This is a genomic window from Rhizobium sp. CG4 (assembly GCF_023701965.1).
Taxonomy (GTDB): domain Bacteria; phylum Pseudomonadota; class Alphaproteobacteria; order Rhizobiales; family Rhizobiaceae; genus Agrobacterium.
Genome location: NZ_JABAEG010000001.1, coordinates 515,711 through 535,009, shown reverse-complemented (window position 1 = coordinate 535,009; position 19,299 = coordinate 515,711). Strand labels below are relative to the sequence as shown.

The window sequence follows — 19,299 nt, the reverse complement described above, 5'->3', positions numbered from 1 at the left end:
GCACCATGAGCTTCACCGTCGCCATCGTAGGGCGCCCCAATGTCGGAAAGTCGACGCTTTTCAACCGTCTGGTTGGCAAGAAGCTGGCGCTTGTGGACGACACGCCCGGCGTGACCCGCGACCGCAGGCCGGGTGCAGCACGGCTTGATGATCTGCGCTTCACGATCATTGATACCGCAGGTCTTGAACAGTCCGGCCCCGAGACACTGCAGGGTCGCATGTGGGCACAAACCGAGGCTGCGATCGAAGAGGCGGACCTGACGCTGTTCGTGGTCGATGCCAAGTATGGTTTGACACCGGCAGATGAAACGCTGGCAACCATGCTGCGTCGTCGTGGTAAACCAGTTGTGCTGGTGGCCAACAAGTCTGAAGCGCGCGGTTCTGATGGTGGCTACTATGATGCCTTCACTCTGGGCCTTGGCGAACCGACCCCTATTTCCGCTGAGCACGGCCAAGGCATGCATGATTTGCGCGACGCGATCATCGAAGCCATTGGCGAAGACATGGCCTTTCCGTCTGAAGACGATGAGGCGGAAACCGACGTTGTCATTCCGCGCGCCGAACGCGGCGAAGACGAGGACGAAGACGAAGAAGAGCCGGTTTACGATGAAACCAAGCCGCTTCGCGTTGCTATCATCGGCCGCCCAAATGCCGGTAAATCGACACTTATCAACCGCTTCCTCGGTGAAGACCGCCTGTTGACTGGTCCGGAAGCAGGCATTACCCGCGACAGTATCTCTGTTGAATGGGACTGGCGCGGACGCAGCATCAAGATGTTTGATACGGCTGGCATGCGCCGCAAGGCCAAGGTTACGGAAAAGCTGGAAAAGCTCTCGGTTGCCGATTCCCTGCGTTCCATCCGTTTTGCCGAAACTGTGGTGATCGTATTCGATTCCACCATCCCGTTTGAAAAGCAGGATCTGCAGCTTGTCGACCTCGTTATTCGCGAGGGTCGTGCAGCGGTGCTGGCGTTCAACAAGTGGGATCTGGTTGAAGACCCCCAGGCCTATCTTGCCGACTTGCGTGAAAAGACCGAACGGTTGCTGCCACAGGCACGCGGTATTCGCGCTGTTCCAATGTCGGGCCAGACTGGCTACGGACTTGATCGGTTGATGCAGAATATTGTCGATACGGATAAGGTGTGGAATCGCCGTATCTCGACAGCAAAGCTGAACCGTTGGCTGGAATCGCAGACCACGCATCACCCACCGCCAGCCGTTTCCGGCCGCCGTCTGAAGCTGAAATACATGACGCAGGTAAAGGCTCGTCCACCTGCATTCATGATTTCCTGCACACGACCAGAGTCGATCCCGGAATCCTACACGCGTTATCTGGTCAACAACCTGCGCAATGACTTCGACATGCCGGGCGTGCCGATCCGTGTGCATTACCGTGGTTCGGACAACCCGTTCGAGAACAAGGCCAAAAAGAAGCGGTAATCTGCCGCTTCATTTAAGCTTCAGGCATGCCAGACACTTAGTGCCATCTGCGGGTTCGACCCGCAGATCAGTGGTGGTTTGATTCATGGCAATGACGAAACCCCGGCAAAGGGCCGGGGATGATGGTGGTTCAGGCTGACCATCCCATTCTAACGGAAGACAAGACAATGCTGATCAAGCAGAGCGACTATCACCGGATTTACCGTGTCATCAACAGCCTGCTGATCAACGAAAATGCCAATCCGGCATCCGCATCGATGTATTTCAGCACCTTTGGTGCGTTCATTCTCGAACAGCAATTCAAGATCAAGGCCAAACCCAAGGGCGGCCTTGCAGCCTTTAATCTTGGTGGGACGATGCTGTTGTTTGCCGACCATCGTGAAGATGGTTACGTGACTGGCGCTGGCGAAACCTTTCACTGCTGGGTTGAGGCCGATGGCTGGGCGATCGACTTCATGGCTCCGGCATTTAGCCAGGCTGCGCCAGAATTGTCTTTGCCTTCCAAGATGTTTCAGCGGCCGCTGTCCGCGATGGCGCAGTCGATCAACGATCTTGGCCAATCCGGTGACTTCTTCTTTCAGTCGGAACCAGATGCAACGGCCAAGCGCTTCGCCGACTGGCATAAACATGCGATGATCGGTGATCTCGCCAGCATCGCCGCGACATGGTTCAGAAAATCGCCCAAGCAGATGCAGACGTCAATTTCCACCAAAAATCATAATGGTGAAACAAACACCATTCCGCTGTCTGGGAATGCGCTGACCGGGGCCTGGTGATGTCTGCAAGTGGAGCGCCGTGGATTTGTTCACACGGCGCGCGATCGTCTCGATCTCTGGCTTATGCGGGAAACAGGCCGCCATCATCCGTATCAATGGTGATGTTCAGCGTCACATGGCGCGGTCTGGTCACGGCAAAGAGCACTGCTTCCACCACATCACGGCTGGTTCCGCGCTCGCCCTTTTGGCGCTCTGCCGCTTGCTGCCAATCGTCCTGATCAGGGCGGGCATCATCGAGGTACGGCGGGTGAACGGCGATCGAGCGAATTTTCGTGCCTGCAAAACTCTGCCGGAAACCGTCGGCCAGCGCTGTCTGTCCGCGCTTGGCTGCATAAAACGGTACCGAAACACTCTGCAGTGCGGCATTAGGCAGGCCGCTAATTGACCCGATCGTGACGACATCTGGTCTGTCTGAGCTTTGCAGTCGCGGTAGCAAGCCTTGAGTGAATAGAAATGTGCCTGATATTGCCGCGTTGATCGTGGTCAGCACAGCATCTGCGGCGTAAGGTGTATCGCTGCTTTCGAGCCACATGGCACCGTTGTTGATCAGAATATCGACCTTGTATGTGCGTTCACTGATCTCGGTGGCCGCGCGGTTGACGCTGTCAGAATTGGCAAGATCAAGCACGACCTGTAGAGGCCGGGTGCCGCCACGCTTTGTGATGATGTCGGCCATGTCTTCAAGGTCGGTAAGACGCCGGCCACATAGCACCAGATCACATCCGGCATCAGCAAACGCAATTGCAAAGGCCGCCCCCAATCCTCGTGCTGCGCCGGTGACAACAACGGTTTTCCCTTGAAGGTCTTTCATATGCATGGCCCTGTTTTTATTACGTAATCAGCTACGGTTCTCTATATAGGGCCGAGCACATGAATTGCTACATGCTGCACACATAACAAGGGGATTTAGAAGACGGAGCTTTCAGGGAAAGGGGAGTTAAGTTGGACGGCCATCGTGATCTCGTGGCAGCCGCCTGACGTCAATCAGCAGCCCGACCCCGTTCTCAATAACGGCAGTCGCGTCCAGCCCGTCTTGTGACAGCCCGCAAGCGTTTCGTCCAGCACTTCATTTCGCAATCTGCTGACAGGTGATCCTAGATCGCCGGCGTTGCTCGAAAAGAATCCGGAAGGCAATTGTTGGCGGCAGCCGTGACGTTGTCCAGAAACTGCTTGGATGCCTTTTCCCAGGAATAGGTTCTGGCAAGAGCTATGGCGTCCTTTGACGAGCATTCCAGCGCATCCAAGCAGGCTTGCCGCAGATCGCGGTTCAGGGCACCAGCCTTGGAATTGGGCCCGATAATATCGATTGGGCCGGTGACAGGATAGGCGGCAACCGGCACGCCGCTGGCCAGTGCTTCCAGAATAGTATTGCCAAAGGTATCTGTTCTGGATGGGAACACGAACACATCAGCCTGCGCATAGGCGTCGGCCAGGTCTTCACCCGTCTTGGTGCCGGTGAAGTGAACGTTGGGGAATTGTGCCTGAAGATCAGCGCGGGCAGGGCCATCACCTACCACCACCTTGGAGCCGGGCAGGTCGAGCTTCAAAAAGTCAGGCAGGTTTTTTTCAACGGCGACGCGACCAACGGTCATGAAGATCGGGCGCGGCAGATCAAACGGCGCTTCGCGTCGCTGGCGTGGGTGAAATTGCGCCAGATCGATGCCGCGGCTCCAGCGCTTGAGATTGCGAACACCGCGATCTTCCAATTCGTTTTCAAGGCTTTGTGTGGCCACCATGCAGGCATTGCCTCCATTGTGGAACCAGCGCACGAAGGCATAAAGCCAGCTTTCCGGCACGGGGAAACGGGCAGCCACATATTCCGGAAAACGGGTGTGGTAGCTGGTGGAGAAGCGCATATGGTTCTTGATGCACCAGCGGCGTGCCAGAAAACCAAGCGGGCCTTCTGTTGCGATATGCACGTAGGATGGCTGGCTTTTTTCAATTTCCTGCGCAACGTGGCGGTAGCTTGTGACCGAGAGGCGAATTTCCGGATAGGTCGGGCAGGGCACGTTGTGAAAGCTCTGCGGTGTGACCATGCACACCTCAACACCCATGCGCTGTAGTTCCGCATTGGTGTTTTCAATCGAGCGGACCACGCCGTTGACCTGCGGGTGCCAGGCATCCGTGACAATGGTAATTCTCGTCATTGCTGCGCCGATCCTGTTTTTACCCGCGCTTGCGAATCCGCCTGCGGGATTTAATCCCTCTATGGCGTGCGCGTGTTACAGGATCATGTCAGGGCAACGGTAGGCTTGTTAGCCCATGAGAGGCAGCAGGTCAGGGCTTATGAGGGCGCCGTGATGGCCGATAACGGTTGCTGCGGCCTTGGCGGCAAATGCCGCTGCATCCTGGGGTGTCGCGCCGGACAGGAGACGTGCCAGGAAGGCGCCGTTGAAGCTGTCGCCAGCGCTGGTCGTGTCAACGACATCGCTGACCTCATGGGCGGGCGCGAAGCTTCGAACGCCCTCGAAGTCCAGCGTTGCACCTGCTGCACCATCCTTGACCACGATGTTTGCAACGCCGAGGCTGCGGTAGCGCTCAATCGTTGCTTCAACCGATGCATCACCAAAATTGGTAGCTTCGTCGTCAAAGCTTGGCATGACCATGGAGGCGGCGCGTGCGCCATCGGTGATTGTCTGCAACATCACATCCTTGTTGGCCCAAAGGCGCTGACGGATGTTGGGATCGAAGGCGACGATCTTGCCGGCCGCACGGGCGCGGCGCAGTTCGGACAGGAATGTTTCGACATGAGCAGGGGTTGCCAGAACTGCCAGCGTAATGCCTGAGAAATATATGAGGTCGGCGGTGTCCATCGTGCGGCGCAGATGGTCTGCATCCGCGGCAAGTTGCCGGGCTGCGGACATGCCGCGCCAGTAACTGAAGGTGCGCTCGCCATTCTTGAGGTTGATCAGGTAAAGGCCGGGTGTGCCGCCGGGAATGCGGGTTACCGCGTCAGTGCCGATATCGGCCTGCTTGATGAAGGTCAGCATCTCTTCGGAGAGCGGGTCGTCACCCAGTGCTGTGAAATAATCGACCGACCAATCACGGGACAGACAGGCGCGGGCATACCATGCGGTGTTGAACGTATCTCCGGCAAAACCTTTGCGCAGCAGATTGTCGCCAGCTTGCGAGAGTTCCACCATGCATTCGCCTATTGAAACAAAACGTCCGCCCAAAACCATGTCCTCCCGCATATGTTGAACGTGTGGCCATTACGATGCCTTGGCCCAACTGACAAGGGCAAAGGCATTTTCTTGCGGCCTCTGCGTTGTTCAATCTTAAGTGTGGTTTACGGATGGGAGGCGCGCCTATATCTTTACCCTCACTATTTCAGGGAGCCTTTTCATGACGCAACCGAATACCTCCGCTATCAAGCCCGTTATCAATGCAGACTGGTGGAGGGGAGCGGTTATCTACCAGGTCTATCCACGGTCTTTTCAGGACACGACCGGCGACGGTTACGGTGATCTTCCCGGCGTGACGAAGCGGTTGCCCTATATTGCATCTCTTGGTGTCGACGGTATCTGGCTATCGCCATTCTTTACCTCGCCCATGGCGGACATGGGATATGACGTTTCCGATTACCGCAACGTCGACAAGCTTTTCGGCACGCTGGATGACTTTGATATTTTGGTGGCCGAGGCACACCGTCTTGGACTGAAAGTGATCATCGATCAGGTGATATCCCACACGTCCGACCAGCATCCGTGGTTTGTGGACAGCAGAGCCAGCCGGACGAACTCCAAGGCGGACTGGTACGTATGGGCCAATCCAAAGCCGGATGGCACGGCACCCAACAACTGGCTGTCAGTGTTTGGCGGACCAGCATGGGAGTGGGACGGCGTTCGCAAGCAATATTACATGCACAACTTCCTCACCTCGCAACCTGACCTGAATTTCCATAACACGGAAGTGCAGGATGCCTTGCTGGACACCGTCCGGTTTTGGCTGGATCGCGGCGTTGATGGCTTCCGTCTGGACACGGTGAATTATTATTTTCACGACAAGGCGCTGCGCAACAACCCGCCGCTGGATGAAGAAGGCGCTTTTGGTCTGGATGCGCCTGATGTCAATCCATACGGCATGCAGAACCATCTCTACGACAAGACTCAGAGCGAGAATATCGAGTTTCTCAAGCGGTTCCGCACGCTGCTGGACTGCTATGACGGCCGCATGACGGTGGGTGAAGTTGGCGACGGTGCGCGCTCACTCAAAACTGTGGCGGCCTATACATCCGGCAATGACAAGCTGAACATGTGTTACACCTTCGACCTTCTAGGCCCGGATTTTACCGCTGAGCACATTCGCAACTCGGTCGATGGTTTCCACAAGGCTGTAACGGATGGTTGGGTGTGCTGGGCCTTTTCCAATCATGATGTCGTCAGGCATGTCAGCCGTTTCACCGAAAGCGGTGCGGAGCGCGAGCATATTGCCAAACTGGCATTTTCGGTGCTGGCCAGCCTTCGCGGTTCTATCTGCCTTTATCAGGGCGAGGAACTCGGTTTGACGGAAGCCGAACTTGCCTTTGAGGATTTGCGTGACCCCTATGGCATTCGCTTCTGGCCGGCATTTAAGGGCCGGGATGGATGCCGCACACCAATGGTCTGGGAAACAGGCAGCCCCAATGCCGGGTTCTCCACGGCGGAAAAGCCGTGGTTGCCGGTGCCCTATGATCATGGTCTGCTGGCGGTGGACGGGCAGGAGCGCAAGCCGGACACGGTGCTGCATCATTACCGGGAAACGCTGGCGTTCCGCAAAAGCCATGGTCCGCTGATTGATGGTGACATGACATTCCTTGATAGCAATCAGGATGTTCTGGCATTCACCCGCAGCAAGGCGGGCGAAAGCCTGCTTTTCGTGTTCAACCTGACGAGGGAGCCAGTGGATTTCCTGCTGCCGAAAGGCGTCGTGGTGAAAGATATCCTGCCAATGCCCGGTTTCTCCGCAACGATGAACCAGCAGGTGGTAAAGCTGGATGGGCTGGACGGTTTTTCTGCGCTGATCGCTTGACGATGAGCGAAGGCAACTTCGCTCACCCCCATTTAAGCAGCTCCGTTTAGATGAGGGCGAATTTATCCACGTCGACCATGCCCTTGTCTGAAATCTTCAGGTGAGGGATGACCGGCAGAGGTAGGAATGCCACCTGCAAGAACGGCTCTTCGAGCGTGGTGCCAAGTGCGTAAGCCGCCTGGCGCAATGTGTGCAACGTGTCGCGCACGCTTTCATACGGTTCGAGACTCATCAGACCAGCGATAGGCAAGGCAATTTCGCCGGTGACCTTGCCGTCCGCGACCACAACAAAACCGCCCTTGATTTCACCCAGTCGGTTGGCGGCAAGCGCCATGTCGTCTTCATTGACGCCAACCACGCAGATATTGTGGCTGTCATGACCGACCGTAGAAGCGATCGCACCCTTTTTCAGGCCAAATCCCTGCACGAAACCATTGGCATGGTTACCGTTCTTGCCGTGGCGCTCGATAACAGCGACCTTGATAATATCCCGGTCAAGATCAACGGCCGTCTGATTGCCGCTGGTGGGCAGGCGGAAACGGCGATGTTCGGTGATGATCTTGCCCGGCATAACCCCGATGACGGGTGTTTCACCTTCGCTGACCGGCACGCCAAAATGTGAAGCCAGAACATGCCTTGCCTTCACGCTATCCAGACCGACGGGTTCGATTGGTTTACGGGCATCAAACAACGCGTCGGATACCCGCCTGCCGGCAGCAAAGACCATTTCCGCCTTGCAGTTTTCAAGGCTGTCCAGCACCACCAGATCGGCGCGCCACCCGGGTGCGACGAGGCCGCGGTCACGTAAGCCGAAAGCACGGGCGGCGGAAATCGAGGCGGCGCGATAGATGGCCAGAGGTTCAACGCCATGGGCAATTGCCGTGCGGATCATATAGTCCAGATGGCCCTGCTCGGCGATGTCTAGCGGATTTCGGTCGTCGGTGCAGAGCGCCAGATAGGGCGACAGGCGTTCGGTGATGATGGGCATCAGCGCGTGCAGATCCTTGGAGACAGACCCTTCGCGTACCAGAATATGCATGCCTTTGCGGATCTTTTCCAAAGCCTCAGGTGCATTGGTGCATTCATGTTCTGTGCGAATGCCAGCCGACAGGTAACCATTGAGCGCGGTGCCAGACAGAAGCGGGGCATGGCCATCAATGTGCTGGCCTTGAAAGGCTTCGAGCTTTGCCATGCAAACCGGGTCTTTGTGGATGACGCCGGGGAAATTCATGAATTCGGCAAGGCCGATGACCTTGGGATGGCTGCGGAACGGCAAAAGCCGTTCGATCGGCAAGTCCGCACCTGCGGTTTCCAAATGGGTTGCCGGCACGCAGGATGACAACTGCACGCGGATATCCATGACTGTCTGCAGCGCTGAATCCAGAAAGAACTGAATGCCTTCCGTGCCCAGCACATTGGCGATTTCATGCGGATCACAGATCGCTGTTGTCACGCCATAGGGCAGCACACAGCGGTCAAATTCATGCGGTGTGACCAGTGAGGATTCGATATGCAGATGTGTATCGATGAAGCCTGGGGCGACAATCTTGCCGGTGATGTCGATTTCCTGTTTTCCGACATAGTTTTCGCAGGTGCCGACGATGGTATCGCCACAGATCGCGATGTCGGAGGCGACGAGTTCACCGGTGACCAGATCGAAAAAACGACCGCCTTTCAGAACGATATCTGCCGGTTGGCGGCCTGTGCCCTGATCGATCCTGTTTTCAAGAGTAGCGGTCACGGCAGCCTCATCTGTTCAAAAAATATGGATTCTCAACCTAGAACAATTCCGGAAAAAACAAAACCGGGCGCTTTGCAACGCCCGGCTTTTCTGTGTCGTAAGTGACGAAAGTTGCAGCTTATTCGGCTGGAACGATCTTGCCGCCTTCCCACTTGTAGAGCGAGAATGCCTGCGAGGTCAGGTCACCAGCTTCACCGTAGGTCACGGCGCCGATAGCTGTTGCAACAGGCTCACCGGACTTCAGGGCTGTGGTAACTGCTTCCGAATCTTCCGCGCTGCCAGCCTTTTCAATGCCAGCTTTCAGAACTTCAACTGCAGCATACGCATTCAGGGTGAATGCTTCTGCAGGAATGTTTGCAGCAGCAAGCGCATCAGCAGCGGTCTTGGAGTCTGCATTTTTCAGGGCGTCAGCAGCGTTGGTGAAAACAGTGCCGGCCGCTGCTTCAGAACCGATGTTCCAGAACTCGGAGTTGGAGAGGCCGTCACCACCAATTACGGTGATCTTGGCGCCAGCGTCGTTGATCTGACGAACCAGCAGGCCAGCTTCAGGGTGATAACCACCGAAGTAAACCACATCAACCTTTTCAGACTTCAGACGGGAAACGAGCGCGCTCAAATCCTTTTCGCCTGGTGTCAGGGCGTCATCGAACACTTCCGTTACGCCACCGGCGTTCAGGGTCTTCTTGAAGGAGTCTGCCAGGCCCTTGCCGTAAGCGCCCTTGTCGTTCAGCACGGCAACGCGCTTGTCCTTGAGGTTCTTGATGACATAAGCAGCTGCAACTTCAGCCTGCTGATCGTCGCGACCGCAGGTGCGCAAAATGTTGGTGAGACCACGATTGGTCAGGTCTGGAGCCGTTGCAGTCGGCGTCACCATCAGGATGCCGTTTTCAGCAAAGACGTCAGATGCTGGAATGGCAACGCCCGACGTTACAGGACCAACGACAAAACGAATGCCTTCAGCAACCAGCTGGTTGGCGGCAGAAACGCCCTGCTTTGGTTCGCCAGCATCGTCCGCCAGCTTGAGCACGACTTGCTCACCGAGAATGCCGCCCTTCTTGTTGATCTCGTTCACGGCAACCTGTGCGCCGTTCTTGACCTGCTCGCCATAAGCGGCAACCGGGCCGGTCAATGGGGCGATAAGGCCGATCACGATTTCTGCGTGCGCCAGAGGCGCGAAGGCGAACGAGGCGGCGAAAGCGACGCTTGCCAGTAGCTTAGTTTTCATGTGCTGTCTCCTTGGGGTGGGCTTTTCGCCCGTTTGTGGTCTGGACGGTTTTCACACCACCAGACGTTGGTCGCTCCGTTCATTTTTGCGTTCGGCAGCATCCTGTTCGCAGTCTAGGAAATTAGACCACGATTCCACAAGGTGTTTCGTGCCGATTATTGTTTTGTTTGTGGTATCTTGGACAGCTTCTTTCGTCGGCTAGACACGATAAATATTCCCATGCAGCCTCTGGTGTTTGAACTGAAATGGACCGATATTTCAGTGATGAGCCAAACCACAGACGATTTCCTTGAAAAGCTGCCTGTTATTCTCGATTTTGAGGATGTGGCAGACGCGTCCCTCTACTTGCCATTGCCAGATGGCTGGGCGCTTGCGGTTGCTGATATTATCGACTCTACCGGGGCAATTGAAAGCGGGCGCTACAAGGCCGTCAACATGGCGGGTGCAGGCGTCATCTCGGCCATCGCCAACGTGCTTGGCAAGGCCGACCTTCCATTCGTGTTTGGTGGCGATGGCGCCGTGGTTGCAATCCCGCCCGACGGTCTTGATCAAGCGCGAGACGCGCTATCTCGTGCCCAAAGCTGGGTGCGTGACGATATGGATCTGGTATTACGTGCAGCACTGGTGCCGGTGTCAGAAATCAGGGCGAATGGTCTGGACGTACGGGTCGCCCGTTACCGTGCCAGCGAACATGCGACCTATGCTATGTTTTCGGGCGGCGGTAATAGCTGGGCAGAAGCCCGCATGAAGGAAGGGCTTTATACGATTGAAGCTGCCGCCTCTGGTTCGCGGCCGGATTTGACCGGGCTTTCCTGTCGCTGGAACCCGATCAAATCCAACCACGGTCAGATTGTTTCCATCATTGCCATTCCACACCCCAAAGCTGACCCAACCGCCTTTCGCAAGCTGGTGGCGCGGGTGGTGATGCTTGCCAATGAAGATGGCCGGGGAGGGCATCCTGTGCCCGTGGATGGGCCGGAGCTCGGTTTTGTGCGCGAGGGGCTCGGCATGGAGGCGCGGGCGCAATCCGCTCAAGGCGATCTGACCGCGCGGCTGCGGCACTCCCTGTCTATTCTGGGCCAAGTTTTTCTGGTGCGTGTGCTTTATGCCTTCGGGGCATCGCTGGGACGCTTTAATGCGGCAAACTATAAGCAAGAAGTGGCCAGCAATACCGATTTCCGTAAGTTCGATGACGGGTTGAAAATGACTGTGGATGTCTCGGTATCCAGTCTCGCTCGTATAAAGGATACGCTAAAGCAGGCGGCGGACGACGGCGTTTGTTATTATGGCATGCACGAACAGGACGCAGCGTTGATGACTTGTATCGTGCCAACTGCGCTTAGTCACGATCACATGCATTTTGTCGATGGTGCTTCAGGCGGTTACGCCACGGCGGCAAGCCGCCTCAAGGCGCAAATGGCGTAAATCCACTGGCGTTGAGGCAAAGTAGCCGTCAACCGTGACTATGACCTCACGTAACGTGAAGTAGAAAATGTGATTTATATCGATTGAAATGAATATTTATTCTGCGTTAGGCCATAAATGACAAAAGCGGCCATTAAAAATGACCGCTTTCATCGAAATACACTTATTTGGCGCAATTATTTTGCAGACTTCTTTCACAAGAAAGCTGCAATGTTCGCGCTATCATTCAGGCGGCAGACTTGCTGCTCTGCGGCTGACAATAAATCTCTTCAAGCGAAGCCAGGATTTTCTTCACAGCTTCAGATGAGCTGGAATAGTAGATCGTCTGTGCGTCGCGACGGGTTTTAACCAGCCTCTGTGCACGCAGCTTGGAAAGGTGCTGGGACAGAGCGGACTGGCTGAGGCCAACCTGTGTTGCCAAAACACCAACGGGGACTTCACCTTCTACAAGGCTGCAAAGGATCATCAGCCGCTTTGGGTTTGCCATTGCCGACAAAAGCCCCGCAGCCGCGTTGGATTGCTCTGAAAGAGATTGGGTATTCATATGCGAGGCTCTCCTGCGAACGCGTCACGTTGGCTTATTAAATTTGATGTGCCCAATTTAGCAAGATGGACACAATGTTGTATATACCTAAATCTAAGGTATAGGACCACTTTATTAGTTTCGTTTTATATTATCATGTAAAAATAGTTTATCAGCAAATTTTGTTACGAAAACGTACTCTATTTGCCGGTTTCGGGCTTGAAAATGCCATTTTTTGCTGGGTTTGCCGGTTTCATCCGCTGCGGTGTACAAATTGTGTGATTTTTTCGAGTTAGGTCATTTCATCTACTGAAACGTTACAACTGCTAATTTTTGCGTATATTCTTTTTATTGATGATAAAAAAGACATGTCACATGTTCCAGAGAGCGTCGCGTCCTGATGTGGAATCACCTGCGAATCAGTGTTACGCCGTTAGCGATTACGGTGCCGTGTCAGTCCGCTCACCACATCATCTGCTGATATCGTGCCAATGATGGCGCCGTTTTCAACCACGCCAATCATGCCCGGATGTTTGCTCAAAGCGTCGAGAATGTCGATGAGCGGAACGGAGGCGCGCGCCGTGCCGGAAATCGAACGTTTGCCTGTCTGCTCCGATATGCCCGGCTTCATGATGTCACCTGCGGTGAGCATCGAGATCGGGTTCATGTTCTGCACGAAGTCGGCGACATAGGAGGTAGCCGGATTTTTGACGATTTCCTGCGGTGTGCCGCACTGGATGATGTGGCCACCTTCCATCATGGCAATACGGTTGCCGATACGAAATGCTTCGTCGAGATCGTGACTGACAAACAGGATGGTCTTTTTCAAGCGGCTCTGAAATTCGAGCAGTTCATCTTGCAGGCGGCTGCGGATCAGTGGATCGAGAGCGGAAAACGGTTCGTCCATCAACAGAATTGGTGCGCCTGTTGCAAAGGCGCGGGCAAGGCCAACACGCTGCTGCATTCCACCGGAAAGCTCGCCAACCTTGCGGTTTGCCCATTGTTCAAGCTTGACCAACTCAAGTTGCTCGGCGACGCGCTGTTTGCGTTCTGCTTCCGGCACATTGGCCAGTTCCAGACCAAAGCCGATATTATCTGCAACATTGCGCCAGGGCAGCAGGCTGAACTGCTGGAACACCATCGACACCGTGTGCGTGCGTAACGCGCGCAGTACGCGAGGCGATGCCTTGTAAGGATCGACATAACCATCGTCGGTGCGAACGCTGACATTGCCGCGCACGACCGGTGCCAGACCGTTTACGGCGCGCACCAAGGTGGATTTCCCCGAACCAGACAAACCCATCAGGACGAGAATTTCACCTTCCTTGACGCTCAGCGAGGCATTGGCGACGCCCAGCACAAGACCTGTTTCGCGGTTGATCTGGTCACGACTTTTGCCGCGGTCGATCAGGGGAAGGGCTTTTTCTGGTTTGTCACCAAATATGATATCGACATTGCCGAAGATGATTGCGTCACTCATGCCTCGTCCTCCGAGCCTGGAAGGCGAAACAGACGGTCGAGAATGATCGCAAGGATCACGATACAGAGACCGGCCTCAAAGCCCATGGCAATATTAACGGTGTTCAATGCGCGGACGACGGGAACGCCAAGGCCGTTGGCGCCCACCAGTGCTGATATGACCACCATGGACAATGACAGCATGATGGTTTGCGTCAGGCCGGCCATGATCTGCGGCATGGCAAAAGGCAGTTCGACCTTGCGCAGCACCTGCGCCGGTGTCGCGCCGAAGGCGACGGCCGCTTCAACCAGGGCAGGCGGCGTGGAGATAATGCCGAGCCGGGTCAGACGAATGGGGGCCGGAATGGCAAAAATGACCGTAGCGATCAAGCCGGGCACCATGCCAAGCCCGAACAGGATCAGCGCCGGAATAAGATAGACGAAGGTCGGGATGGTCTGCATGAGGTCCAATGCCGGACGCAGAATGACGTAGAACCATTTGCGACGGGCGGCGAGAATACCGAGCGGCACACCGATGCTCATGCAGACAACGCTTGCGGCCAGAACCAGTGCAAGCGTCTCTGTGGTGGCTTTCCAGTAGCCGAGATTGACGATTAGCAGCAGTCCGAGCGCCGTAAACAGCGGTACGCCAATCGAACGGCGCACCCAACAGGACAGCGCGGTGATGATGGCAATGATCAGCAACGGATGCGGCGCCTGTAAAACAAACAGCAACGCATCAACGACGCTCTTCAGGATGAAGGACAGCCAGTCAAAAAAGAAAGCCAGATTTGTCGTCAGCCAGTCGATCGCGTCTTTTGCATAACGTCCGACAGGAAGACGGTTTTCAGATGCGCTGATCCATTCCACAGAAAGACAGCCTTTCGTGATAAAATATCTTATAAAAACCCGGCCATACCGCGATGGCCGGTTATAGTTTCAACAGGATTTCCATCCAGCGTTTTTTAGAGGCCGAGAGCAGTTTTTACAGCAGGCAGGCCTTCTTCACCCTTGAAGGTGGTGACGCCGGCAAGCCATGGTTCGATTGCTGTCGGATTGGCTTTCATCCATGCTGTTGCGGCAGCTTCCGGGTCCTGTCCGTCGTTCAGGATCTTGCCCATGATCTCGTTTTCCATCGGCAAAGAGAACTGCAGGTTCTTCAGGAACGTGCCGACATTGGCGCATTCTTGCGTGTAACCGGCGCGAACATTGGTGTGCACCGTAGCGCCACCGAAGTTCGGGCCAAATACATCATCGCCGCCCGAGAGATAGGTCAGCTTGAAGTTGGCATTCATGGGGTGCGGTTCCCAGCCGAGGAAGACGATGGGCTGGCCGGATTTGTCGGCGCGTGCCACCTGGGACAGCATGCCCTGCTCGGAAGATTCCACCACTTCGAAGCTTTTCAGGCCGAATGTGTCCTTCTCGACCATGCCGAGGATCAGGCGGTTGCCGTCATTGCCTGGCTCGATGCCGTAAATCTTGCCTTCAAGCGCGTCCTTGTGGGTGACGATGTCTTTGAAGTCCTTGATGCCGAGTTCGGCGCCCTTGGCATTGGTGGCGAGCGTGTATTTCGCGCCTGCCAGGTTTTCGCGCACTGTTTCCACGGACTTGTCGTCACGGAAAGGCGCTATATCGGCTTCCATTGTCGGCATCCAGTTGCCGAGGAAAACGTCGATATCCTTGTTTTTCAATGAGGTATAGGTGACTGGAACAGAGAGGATCTTCACGTCGGTCTGGTAGCCAAGGCCTTTCAGAAGAACGGAAGCTGTTGCGGTTGTTGCGGTGATGTCAGTCCAGCCGACATCGGAGAAGCGAACTGTTGCACAGCTTTCAGGCTCTGCCGCCTGGGCTCCTGCACCGCCAAAAGCCAAGATTGAAACTGCCGCGGCGAGGGCAAGACAGCGCCTTTTGTTGACAAGCATTGTGTACTCCCTGTTTTTTGTTCCCGTGCCATTATCAATATATGCCCGACACAATCAACTCATGCGCATTTGCGTGCGGGCTCACTTTATTTGCGACATGATTTGCCGTGCATAACATTTTGCTGGCAAAACTGGCCTATAAATCCTGTGGTTTTTGATGCTTTGCGCTTCCCATTCCGGTTGTGGGACGCCAAAAGCCTTACGCAGACGAATATCTGGCGTGTTGGCGCCTTGTTACATTTCAGCCGGAGACGACATGGCCAAGCTTTATTTCAATTATGCCGCGATGAATGCCGGCAAATCGACCATGCTGCTACAGGCCTCATACAATTATCATGAGCGCGGCATGCGCACATTGATTTTTACCGCCTCTTTCGATGACCGCGCAGGCGTCGGCCGGGTCGCATCGCGAATCGGACTTTGCTCTGATGCGCTGCTGTTTTATCCTGAAACCAACATTTTCGAAGAAGTGAAGACACTCCATGCTGAAGAGGCTGTGGCATGTGTCTTTGTCGATGAAGCCAACTTTCTGTCCGAACATCACGTCTGGCAGTTGGCCGATATTGCCGACAAGCTGAATATCCCTGTGATGGCCTACGGCCTGCGCACCGATTTTCAGGGCAAGCTCTTTCCATCTTCGAAGGAATTGCTGGCCATTGCCGATGAGTTGCGTGAAATCCGCACCATCTGCCACTGCGGCCGCAAGGCGACAATGGTTGCCCGTTATGATGCATCCGGCCAGGTCATCAAGGAAGGTGCGCAGATCGATGTCGGTGGCAATGAGAAATATGTTTCCTTCTGCCGTCGCCACTGGGTGGAAGCTGTCAAGGAAAGCTGAGCGCCGCATATAGTTTTCTGTGTTTGATTTTGGTCAAAGAGTGCACAGCATCTTCGCGGTATCACGCACTCAACGCCGCAGGGTGCGGCTTCGCTCAGGAGTGCAAAAGATGCAAAATAAATTCCTTCGTCTTGTCAGCGCCGTTGCCGTTGCCGGCTTGTTCGCCTTTCCGGCTCTCGCCGCCGAAATTGAAGTCAAGATGCTGAACAAGGGCGCTAATGGCGACGCCATGGTGTTCGAGCCGCAGGCCGTTAAGGCCAATGTCGGCGACGTCATCGTGTTCGTGCCGGTCGACAAAGGACATGACGCAGCAGCCGTTAAAGGTATGATCCCTGAAGGTGTAACCGAGTTCAAAGGCAAGATGAACGAAACGCTGAAAGTGACCATCGACAAGGAAGGCGCTTTCGTCGTGAAATGCACCCCGCACCTTGGCATGGGCATGGTTGCACTCATCGTTGCCGGTGATGCGCCGTCAAACCTCGACGCCATCAAGACTGGCAAACTGCCAAAGAAGGCACGGGAACGTCTTGATGCAGAGATTGCCAATCTCGGCCTCTAAGTTTGTGATTTAACTGCAATCTCTTGAATTTGCAGTTTCCAAAGCTGATATTTTCTATAAGGTCGCCTTCAATCTGAAAGGCGGCCTTTTTGCTGTTCATCGTTTGGGGAGAGAAACTCATATGGCTACGTTGCAATCCTTCGATACCGAAATCGAAAAGACCAAAGTTGCGGTCAACGACATGCGTGCGAAACTTGAGCAGTCGGGCGTGGTGCTCGATCAGTTCTCCAAGGCAGACACCAAGCTTGGCGATGTGAATTTCGATATTGAAAATGCGCGTATTCAGGACGTTCTGACCCAGCAGAAGGTGATGGAAGCAAACATTGCCGACCTCATCATCGGGCTTGAGGATGCGACCAACGTGTTTGGCAGCGAATTCGAAAGCATGAAGAACTACACCGGTTATGAAAAATTTATCGGCGTTTTCTCAAAGCAGAAGGCCCAGCGCATGCGCACCGAGCGTGTTCGCAACATGTCGCTGGCCGGTAATCTTCAGGAACTCTTGTCCAAGTCCGACAGCATTGTCGGCATTTTGAAAGAGCAAAAGAGCGTTCTCGACCAGCGTTATTCTTCGTCTGAGGCAAGCCTTGTGCAGGTGATCGAGCGTCGCAAGGGCACGATCGCATTGCTGGAAGCGACCCAGAAGCAAATTGAACAGTTGAATCCGGCGCTGCTTGATATTGAAAACAAGATTGCAGCCTCCACCGAGCAGTCGCAGCGCACAGAACTTGAGGGTCAGCGCTCCAAGCTTGCCACGGAATATAATCTTGCGCAGGCAAAAGAGCAGGAACTTCTGGCCGAAAGCCAGACGCTGGAGCGTTACACCTCGATGTTCCAGACCTTCGTGGATTCGCTCAACAACCAGATTGCCGCGCAGAATACGCTGATCAACAAGCTGACCATCGATACCGAGCAGCGTATCGTTCTCTACAAGGCGCTTGAGGACAGCTTGAAGACCGCCGCCCAGCAGGACGTTGCGCACAAGATCAACACACTCGGGACGCAGGTGGATGCCGCCGCTGCGGAAACAATGGCGGGTATCGGCTCTGCCGCGCAGCGTCATATTGGCGATCTCTTGGAAATGCATGAGAAGAACATGCTTTCGACCCAGGATATCCAGCGCCGCAAGAAGCTGGCAGACGAGGCGTTCTCGCGCCGTTTCCAGGCGGTACTCGACAAGCACAATTCGGCTAACTACGTGAAGCAGTAAGATAAACTGGGGTTTTCCGTTGCTACCTTCCGCCAACAATGCCGCAGTGACGCAGTATTTCAATACCATGGCCGCGGCGCTGAACGGCATGGATGTTTATTTTTCGCAACCCAACCTGATGCTTCCGGGCAGCGGGTTGGCGGGGCGTTTGTTGCTGCCTTACATCGAACGGCTGCGAAACTCCTTCACCTGCTGGCAGAACCGGGTCGGGTTCATGGAGCAGTTTCGTATTTCGCGAGCTGAAAGCGGCTTCCCGGTTTTCCAAAGCGTTCTGGAACTGGAAAACGATCGCAATGGTGCCGAAAAGCGGCTGGCTTCCATTCCGGAACCCGACGTTCTGCGCAGCGAAATGGCCGATTTCATTTTGCGCCACAGGGAATTCCCGGCAACGCTGCAAACGCAGATGGCTGAACGGCTTTACCTGCAGCAAATCCGTAAAGGTGAGATCTTCTCACCCTTCGTGTTGCCCGAAACCATTCACGTGTCAGTCAATCCTCAAAATTCTCGTCCGGTTTATGTGGTGACGTGGGGCGTGTTCGACGGACCGCAGACACTGCCGATGATCTATATCGCCACCATTGAGGATTCGTCTGAAAATGTTGACCGGTTGCTGGTGGGACCGGATGGCAAGTTGCGAAATGATGTCGATATTCCTTTGCCAATCGGTGGTTTGCTGAACCCGGAACTGGCGACGCGGTTTGATGATTTTATTGTCCGCAACGGAGCCTATGGCTTAACGCCCGCAACCATTGCGTCCAATCTCGACAAGGATTTCGAGACGCTGCATCCCAAGCTGTTGCGCCGTATCGTGCTTGGCCCGTTCTACTCGTCCGGCATTACCGAAAATAATGCCAAGATCAACGACATTCTCTCCAAGGTTCGCAGGGATGAAAATGCTTGGCTGATGAGCTGGACGATGCAGGAGATATTCTCGAAAAACGAACGTCCGGCATCGCGTGGCTTTTTCTCTTCCACGCCGGCCGTTCAGGAATTCCATATCGAAACAAATGATCTGGAAGCGGCGCGCATGGGTGTGAGCGCTTACGAAAAACACGCGCTGGTGCCGCATGAAGCCTATCAGGCGCTTTATGCCGCAGGTGAGGCAACCGCAATCTTCGGCAATTACAAGGTTCACGTAATTTCCGGTCGTCAGGTGGTAAGCGAGGTTTGATC

The 19,299-nt window shown here is 55.0% G+C and carries 17 protein-coding genes; 8 read left to right on the top strand and 9 right to left on the bottom strand.

Going from position 1 to position 19,299, the window contains the following annotated elements:
- Positions 1-5 precede the first annotated feature (5 nt).
- Together der and HGO37_RS02575 are read left to right on the top strand one after the other, a co-directional pair.
- Positions 6-1,439, top strand: coding sequence for a ribosome biogenesis GTPase Der (gene der, locus HGO37_RS02580; RefSeq protein ID WP_250981995.1), 1,434 nt, complete (start codon positions 6-8; stop codon positions 1,437-1,439).
- 167 nt (positions 1,440-1,606) lie between these two features.
- On the top strand, positions 1,607-2,215 hold the full coding sequence (locus HGO37_RS02575; protein WP_250982398.1) for a DUF2026 family protein: 609 nt from the start codon (positions 1,607-1,609) through the stop codon (positions 2,213-2,215).
- 61 nt (positions 2,216-2,276) lie between these two features.
- On the opposite strand, the gene HGO37_RS02570 is transcribed toward HGO37_RS02575, so the two are convergent.
- The 3 genes from HGO37_RS02570 to HGO37_RS02560 all read right to left on the bottom strand — a co-directional run bounded on the left by HGO37_RS02570 (position 2,277) and on the right by HGO37_RS02560 (position 5,391).
- Positions 2,277-3,026, bottom strand: a complete 750-nt coding sequence (locus tag HGO37_RS02570; RefSeq protein ID WP_250981994.1) for an SDR family oxidoreductase — start codon at positions 3,024-3,026, stop codon at positions 2,277-2,279.
- Positions 3,027-3,309: 283 nt separating this feature from the next.
- The gene (locus HGO37_RS02565; RefSeq protein WP_250981993.1) at positions 3,310-4,362 is read right to left on the bottom strand and encodes a bifunctional monoglucosyl/glucuronosyl diacylglycerol synthase; all 1,053 of its coding nucleotides are present in this window, start codon (positions 4,360-4,362) and stop codon (positions 3,310-3,312) included.
- A gap of 108 nt (positions 4,363-4,470) precedes the next feature.
- On the bottom strand, positions 4,471-5,391 hold the full coding sequence (locus HGO37_RS02560) for a sugar kinase (protein ID WP_250981992.1): 921 nt from the start codon (positions 5,389-5,391) through the stop codon (positions 4,471-4,473).
- Positions 5,392-5,560: 169 nt separating this feature from the next.
- Here HGO37_RS02560 and bglA point away from each other — a divergent pair, with 169 nt between their 5' ends.
- Positions 5,561-7,225, top strand: coding sequence for a beta-galactosidase BglA (bglA, locus tag HGO37_RS02555; RefSeq protein ID WP_250981991.1), 1,665 nt, complete (start codon positions 5,561-5,563; stop codon positions 7,223-7,225).
- A 46-nt stretch (positions 7,226-7,271) separates the two neighbouring features.
- On the opposite strand, the gene ade is transcribed toward bglA, so the two are convergent.
- Positions 7,272-8,966 carry an adenine deaminase gene (gene ade, locus HGO37_RS02550; protein WP_250981990.1) on the bottom strand — a complete coding sequence of 565 codons (1,695 nt, stop codon included), beginning with the start codon at positions 8,964-8,966 and terminating at the stop codon, positions 7,272-7,274.
- Between the two features lie 118 nt (positions 8,967-9,084).
- On the bottom strand, positions 9,085-10,191 hold the full coding sequence (locus HGO37_RS02545; RefSeq protein ID WP_192488368.1) for a branched-chain amino acid ABC transporter substrate-binding protein: 1,107 nt from the start codon (positions 10,189-10,191) through the stop codon (positions 9,085-9,087).
- Positions 10,192-10,455: 264 nt separating this feature from the next.
- Here HGO37_RS02545 and HGO37_RS02540 point away from each other — a divergent pair, with 264 nt between their 5' ends.
- On the top strand, positions 10,456-11,616 hold the full coding sequence (locus HGO37_RS02540) for a DUF3095 domain-containing protein (RefSeq protein ID WP_502941380.1): 1,161 nt from the start codon (positions 10,456-10,458) through the stop codon (positions 11,614-11,616).
- A gap of 226 nt (positions 11,617-11,842) precedes the next feature.
- On the opposite strand, the gene HGO37_RS02535 is transcribed toward HGO37_RS02540, so the two are convergent.
- The 4 genes from HGO37_RS02535 to HGO37_RS02520 form a co-directional block, all read right to left on the bottom strand.
- Positions 11,843-12,160 carry an ArsR/SmtB family transcription factor gene (locus HGO37_RS02535; RefSeq protein ID WP_192488369.1) on the bottom strand — a complete coding sequence of 106 codons (318 nt, stop codon included), beginning with the start codon at positions 12,158-12,160 and terminating at the stop codon, positions 11,843-11,845.
- Between the two features lie 412 nt (positions 12,161-12,572).
- On the bottom strand, positions 12,573-13,619 hold the full coding sequence (choV, locus tag HGO37_RS02530) for a choline ABC transporter ATP-binding protein (protein ID WP_192488370.1): 1,047 nt from the start codon (positions 13,617-13,619) through the stop codon (positions 12,573-12,575).
- On the bottom strand, positions 13,616-14,500 hold the full coding sequence (choW, locus tag HGO37_RS02525; RefSeq protein WP_250982397.1) for a choline ABC transporter permease subunit: 885 nt from the start codon (positions 14,498-14,500) through the stop codon (positions 13,616-13,618). Before choW ends, choV begins: the two co-directional genes overlap by 4 nt.
- A 62-nt stretch (positions 14,501-14,562) precedes the next feature.
- Positions 14,563-15,519 carry a choline ABC transporter substrate-binding protein gene (locus HGO37_RS02520; protein ID WP_250981988.1) on the bottom strand — a complete coding sequence of 319 codons (957 nt, stop codon included), beginning with the start codon at positions 15,517-15,519 and terminating at the stop codon, positions 14,563-14,565.
- A 256-nt stretch (positions 15,520-15,775) separates the two neighbouring features.
- Between HGO37_RS02520 and HGO37_RS02515 the strand changes: the two genes are divergently transcribed.
- The 4 genes from HGO37_RS02515 to HGO37_RS02500 all read left to right on the top strand — a co-directional run bounded on the left by HGO37_RS02515 (position 15,776) and on the right by HGO37_RS02500 (position 19,297).
- Positions 15,776-16,357, top strand: coding sequence for a thymidine kinase (locus HGO37_RS02515; RefSeq protein WP_250981987.1), 582 nt, complete (start codon positions 15,776-15,778; stop codon positions 16,355-16,357).
- Positions 16,358-16,466: 109 nt separating this feature from the next.
- Positions 16,467-16,916 carry a pseudoazurin gene (locus HGO37_RS02510; RefSeq protein WP_250981986.1) on the top strand — a complete coding sequence of 150 codons (450 nt, stop codon included), beginning with the start codon at positions 16,467-16,469 and terminating at the stop codon, positions 16,914-16,916.
- Positions 16,917-17,037: 121 nt separating this feature from the next.
- Positions 17,038-18,126, top strand: coding sequence for a coiled-coil domain-containing protein (locus HGO37_RS02505; RefSeq protein ID WP_250981985.1), 1,089 nt, complete (start codon positions 17,038-17,040; stop codon positions 18,124-18,126).
- Positions 18,127-18,193: 67 nt separating this feature from the next.
- Positions 18,194-19,297 carry a hypothetical protein gene (locus HGO37_RS02500; protein WP_250982396.1) on the top strand — a complete coding sequence of 368 codons (1,104 nt, stop codon included), beginning with the start codon at positions 18,194-18,196 and terminating at the stop codon, positions 19,295-19,297.
- The last annotated feature ends 2 nt before the right edge of the window (positions 19,298-19,299 follow it).